Raw genomic sequence first — 13,935 nt, forward strand, 5'->3', positions numbered from 1 at the left:
GGGGCCGGCCTGATGATGGCAATCCTGCTCGCACTGCTGATGAGCCTGAGCGTCTGGGGCGCCTTCGCGGGCGTCCGCATGTACCGCGCGGACGCAAAACTCCCCGGTGACCTGGCGGTCGCCCTGGAGGTCGGCGCCACCCGCACCGGCGCGGTCGACTCGGTGATCGACCGGATGGGCATGCGCTACGCCCCCGCGGTGCTGCGCCTGATGGGCCCCCGACTGGTGGCCAAGTACCGCCGCAGGATCGACCTCGCGGGCAACCCCGGCGGCCTGACCATCGACCGGTACGCGGCCCGCCGCGCGGTCTACGGCGCGCTGGGCGGCCTAGGCTGCCTGGTCTTCCTCCTCCGCGGCCAATGGTTCGTAGCCCTGATCCTCCTCCTCTTCGGCGCGTTCTGGACGGAGGTCGGCATCTGGTCGGCGATCCGTGTCCGCAAGGACGTGATCGAGCGGACGTTGCCGGACTTCCTGGACGTGCTGGCCGTGGTGGTGAGCGCGGGCCTGGGCTTCCGCCAGGCCCTCGACCGAGTGGCTTCGCGCTACGAGGGCCCGTGGGCGGACGAACTCCGCATCACCCTGCGCCAGATGGACCTCGGCATGAGCCGCCGCGAGGCCTTCGCGGAACTGCGCCGCCGCAACGACTCGGAGCAGGTGGCGATGTTCGTGACGGCGCTGCAGCAGGGGGAGGAACTGGGTGCCCCGATCGTCGACACACTCGTCTCCCTGGCCAAGGACATGCGCCGCACGGACGCCCAGAACGCCCGCCGCAAGGCCGCCCGCGCGGTCCCCAAGGCCACGCTGATGATCACCACGTTCATGGTCCCGGCGACCATGCTCCTGCTCGGCGCGGGCCTGCTGCTGGGCTCCGGCGTGGACTTCGGCTCGCTCACGGGGAAGTGAGCGGCGGGTGACGACGATGGAAGCGACGGGGCCGGGCGGGCGCCTGTCCCTCCGGGGGACGGCGAGGGGGTGGATCGCGTTCTTTGAGCACCTCCGCCCGAAAGGGCTGACCATGGGCCGTAGGAAGCAGGACACGACCGCGGGTGCCTCCCTCCCCGAACCCTCCGAGAAGATCCAGGTGCGAGCCCTGCAGGCAATGTGCCGACAGGTCTTCGGCTTCCGGCTGGCGATGATCGTTCTGGCGGCCCCCGCGGCCCTCCTCAACGCGGCCCCCGGCCTGGGCGTCCGCCTGGTCGGCGCGGCCGTGGTCGTCACCTTCATGGTGTCCTACGTCCTCTTCCGCGACTGGGAACGCTTCGGCCCTCTCCTCCTGCGCCACCCCAGCCTGCTCGCGGCCGACACCCTCTTCGGCTCCTTCCTGCTGATCTCGGCGGGCCCGGACACCACCCTCGCCTACGTCAGCGTCTGCACCCCCCTCCTGGCCGGCTTGGTCTACAGCTGGCGGGGCGCGGCCTGCTTCGCCTCGCTCCAGTCCCTGATCCTGCTCCTCGTGCACGCCACCCTGAAGCCGGACCACCAGGCGGGCGTGGCCGAGTCCCTCCTCCTGCCCGGCCTGTGTGTCATCGCCGGCGCGATGGGCTCGACTCTGCGCAACCTGATGCTCCGCTTCGGCGCGGCCACCCAGGCCCTGACGGCGGTCCAGGCCCGCCTGGCGGCGACGGAGGCGGTGCACGCGGAACGGGCCCGCCTCGCCCGCGAGATGCACGACTCGGTGGCCAAGACCCTCTACGGCGTCGCCCTGGCCGCCGACGGCCTGGCCGTGACGGCATCGTCCGACACCCCCGACCCGGCTCGCATCCGCCGCCAGGCGGAACTGGTGTCCCGTTCGGCGCGGAGGGCGGCGGCGGAGTCGAGGGAACTGCTGGAGGACCTGCGGCGGGAGGAGGCTGAGGCTCCGGCTTGGGCGTCGGCTTCGGCGAAGCCGACGGACATCTGGGCGGAACTGACGGCACGCACCGCCGACTTCACGAGCCGCACGGGACCGGAAGTGGTGTGCCGACGAACCGGCGAATCCCCCCTCCCACCCGTCCCCGCACCCCTCGCCCGCGACCTCCTGGCCATCGCCACGGAGGCGCTGGAGAACGCCCACCGCCACGCGTCGGCGACCCAAGTGAAGCTGACGGCAGGCGTCCACGGCGATGTCCTCCGCCTGTCGATCCACGACGACGGCCGGGGCCTGCCACCCGGCACCACCCTCGAACACCTCCGTCTCTCCGGCCACTTCGGCTTGCTGGGCATGGTCGAACGGGCGGCGTCGGCAGGGGCCCGGATCCGCATCGGACGGGGCGACCTCGAACGAGGCACACAGGTGGTCGTGGACCTGCCGCTGCGGGCCCTCACCTCCGACCTTTCATCCCAGGAACCCTGAGAGGAGGCACCTGATGCAATACCAACGCCAACACGAACACCAACACCTGAACCCGGGCCAGGACTTCCCCTCGCCCACCGCCACGGCCCCCCTCCGCCTCGTGGTGGCCGACGACAACCCCGTGATCCGCGCGGGCCTCACGGCCCTTCTCTCCGACCGCGAGGACACCACCGTGGTGGCGCAGGCGGCGGACGGCCGCGAGGCCTACGAGGCGGCACTGCGGCACCGCCCCGACGTCATCCTCCTCGACGTCCGCATGCCCGGCGTCGACGGAATCTCGGCATTGCCCCACCTGGTCCGGCTGGCCCCCGTCATGATGCTCACCTACAGCCACGAGACGGAGACGGTGCGGGAGGCGCTGCGGCTGGGGGCAGGGGGCTATCTGGTGCACGGCGAGTTCACGACGGAGCAGTTGGTGAGGGCGGTACGGGATGTGAGGGAGGGGCGGCCGCACGTGACACCGGGCGCGGCGAAGGCGTTGCTGACTCACCTCAATTCAAGTGCACCTGCACATGTAGTACCGGAACTCGGCGCTCCCTTAGGCAAAATCCCGCCCCAAAACCTTTCGCAACTGCAATCCTCTATGGGACAGTCATCCCGGTCGCGGTTCCAACTGAGCACCAGGGAGGCGGAGATCATGGACCTCATAGCGTCCGGCATGACCAACCAGCAGATCGCCGCCACCTGCTTCATCAGCGAGAAGACAGTCAAGAACCACATCAACCGCATCTTCGCCAAGCTCCACAGCACGAGCAGGTCGCAGGCGGCGGCTAAGTGGTTGGGGGTGGCGTGAAATGGCCGGATGGGGGAGGGGGTGGGCCCGGGAATGGGTCCTGGGGCCCTCTGGGAGGCCAGGTGTTCCGCCGTACGTTGCCCAGGTCGGAGGCGAAGCTGGAGGGGAACATCATGAGCGAATGGTTCAACGTGACCGTCGCGAACCTGCACGCGCGAGCAGCCCGCGGCGACCGGGGGCAGACCGCGGTGGAGTACCTCGGCATCATCGCAGTGGTCGTGGCGATCGTGCTGGCGATCACGGGTACGAGCATCGGTCAGACGATCTTCGACGCCATCAGGACGAAAATCGGCGAGGTCACCGGCTGACCCGCCCCCGTACATACAGCGACGCAGGGCAGGCCTTCCCCATCTACATCACGGTGGTGGCAGGTCTGCTCTTTCTTGCGCTCGCCTACCTCGCCGTCGGGCAGGCCGCGGTCAATCGGGGCGGTGCCCAGACTGCGGCTGATGCTGCAGCGCTCGCAGCAGCGCAGAACAGGCGCGACCAACTCGCGGGGAAATGGGTGGAGGACGTCCTGGACCCGACCAAATGGCAGGCCGATTTCGAGGGCAGGGTCCCGCTCGAACCATCGTGCTGGCGCGCAGATCAACTCGCATTGCAGAACGAAGCCACAGCACACTGCGACTCGCCGGAGCCCCTCGTGTTCACCGTCGATGCCACGACCAAGAAGTCTGTTGGAGACTCCATCGTTCCCGGCAGCGAGAACTACAAGTCGACTGCGCACGCGAGGGCCGTGATCCAGCCCCTCTGCGGGCCTCCCGGTGGGGATGCAGGGAAAGACGCGCTGCCCCTGCTCACCTGCAACGGCCGGGAATGGCATCTGAATCCGGACGACCTCACCGACCTCCCGAAGCCCGAGGATCTTTTTGACGTCCACCTGGCTGACTGACAAGCGAAACGACGCGTAAAGAAGGAAGCAGAGCCATGAGCAATCGGTTCACTGGGAAGGCCACCAGGGGGATGGTCGCGTTGACCGTTGTGGCCGCGCTGGCCCTCGGTGTTGCCGGCTGCGGTGGTGGTGGCGACGACCACAAGAAGCCCGACAGTTCGGCGTCCGCCTCCAAGGGCAGGGGATCCAACCCGAGCGCTCAGGAGGACCAGTCGGACGAGCCGTTGGCCGAATTGAAGAGTTCGGACGGCCTGCTCCTCCAGATCACCTCCGCTCAACGCGACTCCGGTGGTTTCGTCACCGTGAACGGCACTCTGAAGAACGACGGGGCCACGAACATCCTCATCCCATCCGCCCTGAGCGGCAACGAAACCGAGATCGTCAGGAACGGCACGTCGCTGGGCGGTGCCACGTTGGTCGACCCCGAGGGCAAGAAGCGGTACTACGTCCTGCGTGACACAGAGGGCCGTCCACTGACCACCACTGGCTTCTCGACACTCAAGGCCGGTGCCAGCCTGGCGGTGTTCATGCAATTCCCGTCACCCCCTGCGAATGCGGCCAAGGTGGACATCCAGCTGCCGACGTTCTCCAGCGGTACCATCCAGATTTCCGGGTGAGGCCAGTGACCACCACACCCCGCCTCGCCCTGGCAGTATCCGTCGCTACCCTCCTCATCACGACGGCCACGGCGGCCCGCGCCGACGACACGGGCCCCAGCGAGCCCCCCGGCACGGAACCCTCCGCCACCGCCCCGGTAAAGATCGACCCCACCGACCCCGACCTCAAACTCCCCGAAGGCGCCACCCTCGCCGCGCCCAAGGTGCTGGACATCAAGTCGGTAGTCGAAGACCAGAGTGGGGACGAGCGCCGTGAAGACACGAACGCGGACGTCACCTTCGCCCTCCAAGCCGAAGTCCTCTTCAGCAAGGACAGCGCCAAGCTCGGCGACGAGGCCAAGGCCCGCATCGAGACGATCGCCGAGGAGATCAAGAAGCAGAACGCGACCCGGATCCGCGTCTTCGGCTTCACCGACAACCTCGGCTCCTCAGCCCACGGCGACATCCTGTCCAAGCAGCGCGCCAACGCAGTACAGGCGGTCCTCGACCAGGACCTGAACGACCCGAACGTCACCTTCGACGTGCGCGGCTACGGCGAGCAGTACCCGATCGCCGACAACTCCACCGAGGAAGGCCGGAAGAAGAACCGACGAGTCGAGGTCTCGTTCCCGCGCACGCAGAGCTGACCGCAAACGGGTACCAGCAATTCCAGGGCCCGCCTCCTCGCCACCGACACCGGGGAAGGGCCTCGCTCCTTACCCAAGCCGGCGGTCGGGAAGCGTCCCAGTTCCACTGTCCTGGACGGCTCACCGTCAGCGTCGGCCGACGAGAAGCACTTGACGTATACGTCACGCATACTTGTGGCGTGCCCGACGTCATGATTCGCGTGCCCGCCGAAGTCCGTGACCAGCTTGCCGCCGTAGCGGAAGCACGAGGGACCAGCCTCCGTGCCCTCATCGAGGAGATAGCTGCTCAGACGCCGACTCCCGAGCAGATCAAGGCGCGGGCGGATCGAACGCGTGCCCTGCTCGCCGAGCGGTTCGGGCATTACGTGACGGATGAGGAATCCGCCGAGATGCGGCGCAAAATGCGGGCGGCCACCGCCGCTCACCGGGCTGCTCTTGCAGAGGTGGAGTCGCCGCCTCCGTGCGCGACCAGCTTCCCCAGCGGTGGCGACCCGGCACCTCCGAGGAACGCGGTCGGCCCTGGCACGTAGGGTTCCCGCCATGGCGCTGACGGACATAACCCGCACCGAGGTCCACAAGGCGATCGAGGAGTACGACCGACTCGGCCGCGATGCATTCCTCCGGCACTACGGTTTCGGACGCGCCCGCCGATATCTACTCCTGCACGGTGGCCGGCATTACGACTCCAAGGCGATCGTCGGCGCCGCGCACGGTTATGTCGGGGCATGCGCCTACCTCCGGCCTGCGTGAGGGGGCACACGTATGAGTGACGGCACTCCTCAAGCGCAAGGCCAGCATTGACCGATCGCGTGCCTTGCATGGTGAGTTCACCCGCGAGTTCCAGGAGGAGCTGTGAATCACACCCGGTGGAAGCTGTCGCAGCAGCGGAAGACTGCTGAGGGCGGCGTCGAACCGCCAGAGGTGGTCGCGGGGCGTGAGCAGATCCGGCTGGCTCATGCGCTCGGGCAGCTGGTATACGACCGCCGGGCAGCTCTTGGGCTGCCGCAGTCCGCTCTGGGGGAACGTCTCGGGATGAGCGTCGATGAAGTGGAGGCCGTGGAACTGGGCGGCATGCTGCCTGTCACCGTGGATCTGCTCGTCAGGCTGGCCACTGCGCTCGACGTCACGGTGGATCTGCATGTCGACTCTGGTGGGCAGAACACCGTGGCGTTCGAAGAGCACGCGGCGTGATCGGCGGAACCCACGGTACCGCTGTTACTCCAGCGTTGGTCATTCGTGCGTCCAACTGCACCCAGCTCGGCCATGGTCCCCGCCTCCGCCTCCAGCACGTGTTGTGAGCGGAGCCAGGTAGGTCGCGGCTCGGGCCGGGCAGCCACCCAACCGAGTACTCCTACTCATGTCCTCGCATGTGTCCTACTGCCACAGTGGCTACAGCGGGTCTTCCAGCGCGGCGCTGTTGAGCAGACAGTCGGGCGACGTCGGTGATCCTGAGCAGGAGTGCTTTCCGGCCAGCTGTGCTCCGCGTTGGCGTCAGTATTCTGTAAGGCCCCAAGATCCAGCTATCGTGCTGGAGTTGCTTCTGTTACAGATAGAAATGTCAAGGGCACTGTCAGCAAGTGCTGAGGTGCTGACTGCACGGGGAGGGCGCAGTGACCGAGGCGGCTGGGGATCCGCAGGCGACTGCCGCCGCACTGGAAACAGCTGCCGGGGCAATGGCGGCGTCCGGCATCGGTCCGATCGCTGGGCTCGGTGCCGGCATGGCCCAAGCGCTGCGCGTCGAGGGTGAGACGCTCACAACCTTTAAGAATCGGGTGGATGCCCTCCTGAAGCAGCTGGAGGAGTCGAAAGCGGCGCCGCACAGGATCGCGCATGGCGCGCTGCCGGCTGGACGTCTGGGCAACTTCGACGAGGCTGATGAGCTGCACACCGCCTACACCCATGTGCACTCCCAGCTGGAGAAGCTGTCCAAGACGCTGGCGCTACAGATCGAAGGGCTGGTCGTCACGGTCGATGCGTCCAAGTCCGGCTACGACAACCTCGACGCCGACGTCCGCGACCGCCTGAGCCGGATCCGGATCAAGGCCGACGACTTGCTCCGCGATCACTCAGGGCACGGGGCGAAGGAACGTACTGGCAGCGGTTCTTCGGGGATGACTGGTCATAACCAGCACGTGTCCGGGCCCTCGGACGCAGATGCTGGAGGTCTGTGATGCTTGTGTCGATGAAGGAGGGCATTGCGGTGTCCGCGGCGGGGTGGCTCTGTGTCTGATCTGGGCAGTTGGGCGTGGCGTGGGATCAAGCAGTCCCGGTTTTTCGTCCAGGATCCCGAACAGCTGTGGGCGATGGTCGAGGCCGCGGACGCAACCGCTGCCTCAGACCTCGGTGATCTGCTGACCCAAGCAGCGAAGACGATCAATCAGATCGGTAACGATCTGTGGAAGCACAGCCTGTCGGTCGAGTGGAAGGGCGAGGGCGGCGAGGCGTTCCGGACGTGGATCTACCAGGCTTCCCAAGCCACCCTGAGCCTAGGCGACTACAGCGAGAACGCGGGAAAGTGGCTGGGCCATGCGGCGGACACGCTGCACGAGGTCAAGCCCCAGCTGGAGATCCTGCGGAAGCAAAGTGCCACCGCGCGTTCGGTGCTCGATGCGCACGTGGCCAAGTCCACCGACGTCGGCAGTCATGACGGCGGCCCGTCGGACGCCGCGGTGAAGAAGGCCAAGACCTCGTACGCCAACGACAGTGCCGAGGCGGGCGGCTTGATGATGAAGCTCGCTCAGTCGTATACCGCTTCGACGGAGCAGATCAATGCGCTGGAGGCGCCTAAGTTCCCCGAGCTGCCAGAGCAGTTCGTGCCGCAAAGGATTCATGGCGGAGCCTACATTTCCGTCCCATCCTCGCGCGGCGGCGTGGGAGGTCCGGAACCGGAACCTGTTCAGTCACCGGAGCACAAGGCCATCCTTGGTGCCAGGCCAAGTGAGGCGAACTCGCTGCCGAGCAACTCGCGTCAGCATGTGTCGAATGAGCCGGTACTGCCACATGCGACGCATCAGCGCCTTGCAGACCCTACGAACACGACGATCGACAGTGTGGACATCCGCCCGCCCGCTCCAAATGCTCCTCCAACTCCTGCGGTTTCTCCTCCGGGTAACAGCGCCCCGGACGTAAGGACACCGCCGCCAACCGGTTCGCTGCCGCCCGCGTTCGGAGGAAGAACTACACTTCCACAGGGTCCTAGAGGGCTCGGAGGAAGTTCCCCATATGGTGGCCGGAATTCAGTGCCCACGCCTTCCGAGCCCATCACGTCCGGTACCCCACGCGCGTCGATACCGGGACGTGGGCGGCTGCCTGGCGCTGGCCCCCTCGGCCCTGGGAGCCAGCCCGCGCCTGGGCGTGGAACGCCCAGTGCAGCCCCGGGTGGCCGCGTCAGCAACGGCATCACCGGTGGTCGTCCCACCTCTCCGACTACCGGACAGCCCGCTGCCGCGATCCCTCGCGGCAACGTCATCGGCGGCACCCCGAGCCAACCGCAGACCCCCACGGGCCGTCGCAGCATCACTAGAAGCACGAGCCCAGGTGCCGCGCATGCCCGCGGCGGAGGCCGTATGACTGAACCCGAGGGCGGAGCGCAGCGCGCGGGGCTGTCGGCACGCGCCGACGGGATCGCTGGTGGCCAGCCGAAGCCGTCCCAAGGACGCGGCAGGACACCTCGCACACCGGGGAGCGCGCAAGGGGTACGAGGCGGGAACGCTGGGGGCAGCCAGCCAAGGCGCGACGCGGGGGGCCGAGACGCCTCTGCCCCGTCCCGCAAACGGCGTACTGAAGATTCTTCCTCGAATCGTGGTGAGCGCACCGCTCACGACAAGCGTTCCGAAAGCCGTCCGGATCAGTGGACAGAGACGGAAGAGGAGTACAGCCGACCAAGCCCGCCGCGCCTGCGCAGCGGGCCCGATGGACAAGCACGACAAGAAGGATGACCATGCCCACCCGTAGCAAGCAGGCCATACGGCATGGCCAGGTCGTGTCAGTCATCGCAGGCGTTCTGCTGGCGGCCGTCTCCGTGACGCCCGCATACGCCAGCACCGTCCGCGACCAGCAGTGGTACCTGGACGCCATGCAGGCTGATCAGATGTGGAAGACCAGCACGGGCAAAGGCGTCACGGTCGCAGTAATCGACAGCGGTGTCCGGGACGACATTCCCGACCTGCGCGGGCAGGTCCTGCCGGGCAAGAACTACTCCAGGTATCCAGGGGACGAACACTCGGACTACGACGGCCACGGCACCAGCATGGCGGTCATGATTGCCGGCACCGGAGCCAAAGGGCGCGTGACTGGTTCCTATGGTCTGGCTCCGGGGGCAAAGATCCTCCCGATTCGAGTTCCGGACTTCATCGAGCGGAGCCGTCCTGATACCGATGGCAACCCGGACGACTATCCCACCTTCATGGCGAAGGCCATCCGGTATGCAGCCGATTCGGACGCCCAGGTCATCAACATCTCGCTGGCGAGCACGGCCCACTCACTGCAGCTGACTGATGCCGTCGCCTACGCTCTCGCCAAGGGCAAGCTGATCTTCGCGGGCGTGGGCAACGACGGCGCCGGTCTCAACAAACTGGAGTACCCGGCGGCGACCCCCGGCGTGGTGGGCGTCGGAGCAATCGACAAAAACCTCAAGGTCACGAAGGAGTCCCAGCACGGCCCCCAGGTCGACCTGGTCGCCCCGGGAGCAGACATGGTCGCCGCCTGCCTCGGCGGCACGGAACTGTGCAAGACGCACGGCACCAGCGACGCCACCGCCATTGCCTCCGCCTCCGCCGCCCTGATCTGGTCCAAGCACCCGAACTGGACGAACAACCAGGTCCTGCGAGTCATGCTGAACACCGCGAGCAAACCCAAGAACGGCAAGGAGCGCACCGACTACCTCGGCTACGGCACGGTGCGCCCCCGTATCGCCCTTACGAACCCTGGTGACCCCGGCCCGGCGGACGTGTACCCGCTGCCCGACTTCAAGCATGCCGCGCATTCTTCGTCCGGTGGATCGGCCTCCGCTTCTCCGAAGCCCGAGAGCCAGCCGTCGGCTGCCGCGTCCAATGCCAACGATGACCAGACGGTCTGGATTTTCGCGGGCGTTGGAATTGTCGTGCTTACCGGTGCGGTGCTCGTCGGCGGAGCCGTCCGCAAGCGTCGGCGCGCCGCATCCGCCGACCGCCGAGACAGTAACTACGGGGGGAGGCCCTGACATGGCGTGGGACGAGTGGGAACAGCTCAAAGCCGATGCCAAGACTCGCGGCTCCACCCACATGCAGCTCAACCACCTGGCCGACCCGGTCGACGGCGGCGGCCCCAGCACCTACGGTGACCTCAAGGTCAGCAACGGCGATCTCGCACAGATCGGCAAAGAGGCTCACTCGCTCTACACCCAGCTGTGGGACAAGGCGCGGGTCGCGCAGACCACGAGCGAGTCGGCCGCCGGCGACCTCACCCAGCAGGGATTCACCCTGGGCAAGGGCCTGAAGCACGCGGCTCAGCGCTGGGACGACCAGTTGAAGTCGCTGCTGGACGCGTGCGCTCAGATCTCCAACCACATGCATGTCACCCAGAAGATCCATGCCGGTGACGACGGCTACATCGCACGCACGATGAGCAGCATCGACACCCTGGACGCCGGATTCGACGACCGCGTGGGAGAACCGGGCAAGAAGAACCCGGTCTACTCCCCCAAGAAGAAGCACTGAGCGAGGCCGCCGAGTGAAGTTCGAAGACCTCTATCAAGCCAACTTCAAGCAGCTCGACGCCGCCGTCGACGACTGGGGCCTGCTCGTCCACAACCTGACGGAACTGCAGAAGCAGGCGAAGGACGGGCTGCACAACAAGGCGGTCAAGGCCGACTGGCACGGCGTGAACGCCGGTGTCTCCAAGGAGTTCATCGGCAAGACCGCCGGCGAGTTCGAGGACGCCACCAAAGAGGCGACGTCGGTCCACAACATCCTGCTGGACACCCGGAACGAGCTGAAGCAGCACAAGCAGCAACTGCACCAGGCCATCGAGAACGGCCGCAAGAAGAACCTCACCGTGATGCCGTCGGGCGACGGCGGCTTCATCGTCACCATGACCGTCCATCCCGACCGCGCCGCGCACGGCGCCAAAGTTCCCGACCACAGCGTCGCGGACGAGGAAGCCCTGCGCAACGAGGTGCAAAAGATCCTCGACAACGCCGCGAAGAGCGACAGCACCGCGTCCGGCGTCCTCATGGCACTCGTCGACGAGAGCGAGTACGGCTTCTCCGGCGCCGTCTACAAGGACCGCGACCAGGCGGAGAAGGCCGTACAGGAGGCCGACGAGCTGGCGAAGCTGGCGCGAAAGGATCCGTCGAAGCTAACCCCTGCCGACTTCGACAAGATCAATGCGGGCCTGAAGCAGTACCACAACGACCCTCTGTTCTCTGAGGAGTTCGCCGAGCAGTTGGGTGCCCAGGGCACGGAGAAGTTCTGGCTCGGCCTCACCGACGACCGCGAGGGCGCGCATCTGGGCTACGAACGCGGATACAAGTACGCCGAGCTGCAGAAGAACCTGAGTCTGACCCTGGCCACCGCGAGCCAGTCGGACAGCGTGGGCATGACGGCGTGGAAGCAGCAGGTGATCGCGACTGGCAACAAGGCAGTCGGGACCCACGGCGACGTGCTCGGCTTTCAGGTGATGAGCAACCTGATGCGCAACGGCGACTTCGACGACACGTTCATGAACGACTACGGTCGCACGCTGATGAAGACCGAACGGTTCTACACGCACGACGGCAAGAACGTGGCCTGGCAGGCGAACATCTGCCCACAGCTTAACTACGAGGGCACGGACGGCGGATGGGACCCGCTCAATGGGTACCTGAAGGGCCTGGCGAACAACCCCACAGCTGCCACGAACTTCTTCAACGACGACTTCATCCCACAGGACGGAGACCACAAGAAGGCCGTCTCCAACTTCGACTACCTCTTCAAGCAGCGCCAGTGGCCGATGGACATCCACGACACCCACGATGTCCACAGCATCGCCGGCCAGGACTACCTGGCCCAGGCTCTGGAGGCGGCAGCAACGGGCCACCCGGCGGGCGAAATGCCGACGATCGATACCCCGGCACACACCAGCGCCCAGACCAAGCTGTTCGAGGAGATCGTCTCCGCCACGGCGGACAAGCAGGAACTCCTCACCGACCGTGGCTACATGTCCGACAGCTTGGGGCAGATCGCCTCGGAGTACCTGCCGGACATCAACCGGGCCAACAGCGACTTGCCGCACACGGACCTGCTGTACCCCATCGATGGCTCTGCGGCCCATCTCGACAGCCCCAGCGTGAACAAATTCCTGTTCGCCGTGGGACAGAATCCCGAGGGATACGCAGCCGTCGAAGTGGGCCAGAAGGCCTACATGTCGAACCTGCTGCAGTACCACCTGAACCCCGACCTGCCCGCCGACCACCGCTTCACCAACGATCACAATCTTCTCGTACAGACAGTCGCAGAGAGGAGCGGAGAGGTCTCCGGGATCCTCAGCCAGGGCCGCATGGAAGCCATCGGACACGCGGCGAAGGGGCAGGACGATTCCTTCGATCATGCCGTCGCCCAGTATCAGAACCTGATCTCCGGTGGCGTCGGTACCGTCGTCGGCGTCGGCACGTCATTCATCGGTTCTCCCGTGGCCGGGGGGATTGTCGGCGGGGCTGCAGGCACCGGGACAGGCGCGGTCATGCAGTGGCTGTTCCAGGACGTCCAGGGTTCCGCGGCGGATGACGCTCAGGACGACGAAGGAAAGGTCTGGAATCACGGCTTGAATCGCAACAGCGCGTACGCACAACGGGCGGCAGAGCAGGCAGTGAACCGCTATCACCTGAGCCCAGACCTTGTGAGCTACGCACAAATCTCCGCACATCAGGGCTACTACAACGCCCAGGCCATTATGCACGGCCAGGCGCCGGGCAGCACTGCGGATGTTCCATAATGAACAAAGGAGAGTCTTTGAACACCCGCCGACGCTACGCGGGAATGCGTCTCGCTGTCGTCGTAACCGCGACTGGCGCTCTCCTGGCCTCTCTCTCCGGATGTAGCGACCAAAAAGAAAAGCGCCAGTATGCAGTCCCGCACTCCTTGTGTGGGATCCCAGTCGATAGCAATACGCTGGCACCGTTCATGCCGCCTGGTCGAAAGCTTACCGTCAAGCGGGACACGACCAACAGTTTGGCATCAATTTGCGAGATCCGCGTTGATTCCCGCCAGGCAGTGCAGACTGAGCAAATGTGGTTGTCGGACGCCCCCAACACAGCCTACTTCGTGGGAGGGGCGGCCAATTCCAAGCTCGATCACGAAGCCGAGGATGGACGGTTCCTCTATTCCGGCTGGGAAGCATTCGGAAAAACACACCAGTGCACGAGTGAGAAGCTCCTGAACAGCCAACTGTTCACCGCATTCCAGATGAACTCGTCGAACCACCAGGACGCCGACGCGATGAAGCAACTCATCACCGCATACACAAAAGCCGTCGAAAAGACAGACACCTGCAAACACGGCCTGAGCTTCGGATCCTTGACGCACAATCGGTGATGGAAACCCTCCCCCCTGGGGTCAATGCTGCGCAGTTACCAGCGGCTTTCGGTGCACAGCGAGACCGGCGAAAGCCGGTTCCTCGACATTCATGAGTTCTGGCCTTGGAGCCCTTCAAGGCGCGCT

Annotated in this window: 15 protein-coding genes; all 15 read left to right on the top strand. The window is 66.0% G+C overall.

The features are described 5' to 3' along the window. Nucleotides 1–15: 15 nt before the first annotated feature. The 15 genes from AQI88_RS23350 (at nucleotide 16) to AQI88_RS46020 (ending at nucleotide 13,809) form a co-directional block, all read left to right on the top strand. Nucleotides 16–903 carry a DUF5936 domain-containing protein gene (locus AQI88_RS23350; RefSeq protein ID WP_067002749.1) on the top strand — a complete coding sequence of 296 codons (888 nt, stop codon included), beginning with the start codon at nucleotides 16–18 and terminating at the stop codon, nucleotides 901–903. A 112-nt stretch (nucleotides 904–1,015) separates the two neighbouring features. Beyond that, nucleotides 1,016–2,332 carry a sensor histidine kinase gene (locus AQI88_RS23355; protein WP_244184273.1) on the top strand — a complete coding sequence of 439 codons (1,317 nt, stop codon included), beginning with the start codon at nucleotides 1,016–1,018 and terminating at the stop codon, nucleotides 2,330–2,332. 13 nt (nucleotides 2,333–2,345) lie between these two features. After that, entirely contained in the window at nucleotides 2,346–3,125 is a 780-nt protein-coding gene (locus AQI88_RS23360) for a response regulator (protein ID WP_067002623.1), read from the top strand. 113 nt (nucleotides 3,126–3,238) lie between these two features. Then, on the top strand, nucleotides 3,239–3,433 hold the full coding sequence (locus AQI88_RS23365) for a Flp family type IVb pilin (RefSeq protein WP_067002755.1): 195 nt from the start codon (nucleotides 3,239–3,241) through the stop codon (nucleotides 3,431–3,433). Then, the gene (locus AQI88_RS23370; protein WP_067002753.1) at nucleotides 3,430–4,017 is read left to right on the top strand and encodes a pilus assembly protein TadG-related protein; all 588 of its coding nucleotides are present in this window, start codon (nucleotides 3,430–3,432) and stop codon (nucleotides 4,015–4,017) included. Before AQI88_RS23365 ends, AQI88_RS23370 begins: the two co-directional genes overlap by 4 nt. 35 nt (nucleotides 4,018–4,052) lie before the next feature. Then, entirely contained in the window at nucleotides 4,053–4,634 is a 582-nt protein-coding gene (locus AQI88_RS23375; RefSeq protein WP_067002625.1) for a hypothetical protein, read from the top strand. A gap of 5 nt (nucleotides 4,635–4,639) precedes the next feature. Further along, nucleotides 4,640–5,260, top strand: coding sequence for an OmpA family protein (locus tag AQI88_RS23380; RefSeq protein ID WP_067002627.1), 621 nt, complete (start codon nucleotides 4,640–4,642; stop codon nucleotides 5,258–5,260). A gap of 179 nt (nucleotides 5,261–5,439) precedes the next feature. Next, the gene (locus tag AQI88_RS43425) at nucleotides 5,440–5,790 is read left to right on the top strand and encodes an Arc family DNA-binding protein (protein ID WP_244184274.1); all 351 of its coding nucleotides are present in this window, start codon (nucleotides 5,440–5,442) and stop codon (nucleotides 5,788–5,790) included. A gap of 10 nt (nucleotides 5,791–5,800) precedes the next feature. Beyond that, a complete protein-coding gene (locus AQI88_RS23385; RefSeq protein WP_067002629.1) occupies nucleotides 5,801–6,010 on the top strand; it encodes a ScoMcrA-related endonuclease in 210 nt (69 codons plus the stop codon). A gap of 102 nt (nucleotides 6,011–6,112) precedes the next feature. Further along, nucleotides 6,113–6,451, top strand: coding sequence for a helix-turn-helix domain-containing protein (locus AQI88_RS23390; protein WP_067002631.1), 339 nt, complete (start codon nucleotides 6,113–6,115; stop codon nucleotides 6,449–6,451). Nucleotides 6,452–6,870: 419 nt separating this feature from the next. Next, nucleotides 6,871–7,431: a hypothetical protein gene (locus tag AQI88_RS23395; RefSeq protein WP_159050379.1), complete on the top strand. Its 561-nt coding sequence runs from the start codon at nucleotides 6,871–6,873 to the stop codon at nucleotides 7,429–7,431. A gap of 1,763 nt (nucleotides 7,432–9,194) precedes the next feature. Next, nucleotides 9,195–10,460, top strand: a complete 1,266-nt coding sequence (gene mycP / locus AQI88_RS23400; protein ID WP_067002634.1) for a type VII secretion-associated serine protease mycosin — start codon at nucleotides 9,195–9,197, stop codon at nucleotides 10,458–10,460. Nucleotide 10,461: 1 nt separating this feature from the next. Next, a complete protein-coding gene (locus AQI88_RS23405) occupies nucleotides 10,462–10,956 on the top strand; it encodes a hypothetical protein (protein WP_067002636.1) in 495 nt (164 codons plus the stop codon). 13 nt (nucleotides 10,957–10,969) lie between these two features. Further along, nucleotides 10,970–13,210 carry a hypothetical protein gene (locus tag AQI88_RS23410; protein WP_067002638.1) on the top strand — a complete coding sequence of 747 codons (2,241 nt, stop codon included), beginning with the start codon at nucleotides 10,970–10,972 and terminating at the stop codon, nucleotides 13,208–13,210. Nucleotides 13,211–13,227: 17 nt separating this feature from the next. Next, entirely contained in the window at nucleotides 13,228–13,809 is a 582-nt protein-coding gene (locus tag AQI88_RS46020) for a hypothetical protein (protein ID WP_159050380.1), read from the top strand. The last annotated feature ends 126 nt before the right edge of the window (nucleotides 13,810–13,935 follow it).

It is taken from the genome of Streptomyces cellostaticus (genome assembly GCF_001513965.1).
Classification (GTDB): domain Bacteria; phylum Actinomycetota; class Actinomycetes; order Streptomycetales; family Streptomycetaceae; genus Streptomyces; species Streptomyces cellostaticus.

Excerpts from the sequence above, each read along its gene's own strand:
- mycP (WP_067002634.1), top strand. The coding sequence starts at position 9,195 with ATGACCATGCCCACCCGTAGCAAGCAGGCCATACGGCATGGCCAGGTC.
- AQI88_RS23375 (WP_067002625.1), top strand. The coding sequence starts at position 4,053 with ATGAGCAATCGGTTCACTGGGAAGGCCACCAGGGGGATGGTCGCGTTG.
- AQI88_RS23350 (WP_067002749.1), top strand. The coding sequence starts at position 16 with ATGGCAATCCTGCTCGCACTGCTGATGAGCCTGAGCGTCTGGGGCGCC.
- AQI88_RS23405 (WP_067002636.1), top strand. The coding sequence starts at position 10,462 with ATGGCGTGGGACGAGTGGGAACAGCTCAAAGCCGATGCCAAGACTCGC.
- AQI88_RS23365 (WP_067002755.1), top strand. The coding sequence starts at position 3,239 with ATGAGCGAATGGTTCAACGTGACCGTCGCGAACCTGCACGCGCGAGCA.
- AQI88_RS23385 (WP_067002629.1), top strand. The coding sequence starts at position 5,801 with ATGGCGCTGACGGACATAACCCGCACCGAGGTCCACAAGGCGATCGAG.
- AQI88_RS23360 (WP_067002623.1), top strand. The coding sequence starts at position 2,346 with ATGCAATACCAACGCCAACACGAACACCAACACCTGAACCCGGGCCAG.
- AQI88_RS23355 (WP_244184273.1), top strand. The coding sequence starts at position 1,016 with ATGGGCCGTAGGAAGCAGGACACGACCGCGGGTGCCTCCCTCCCCGAA.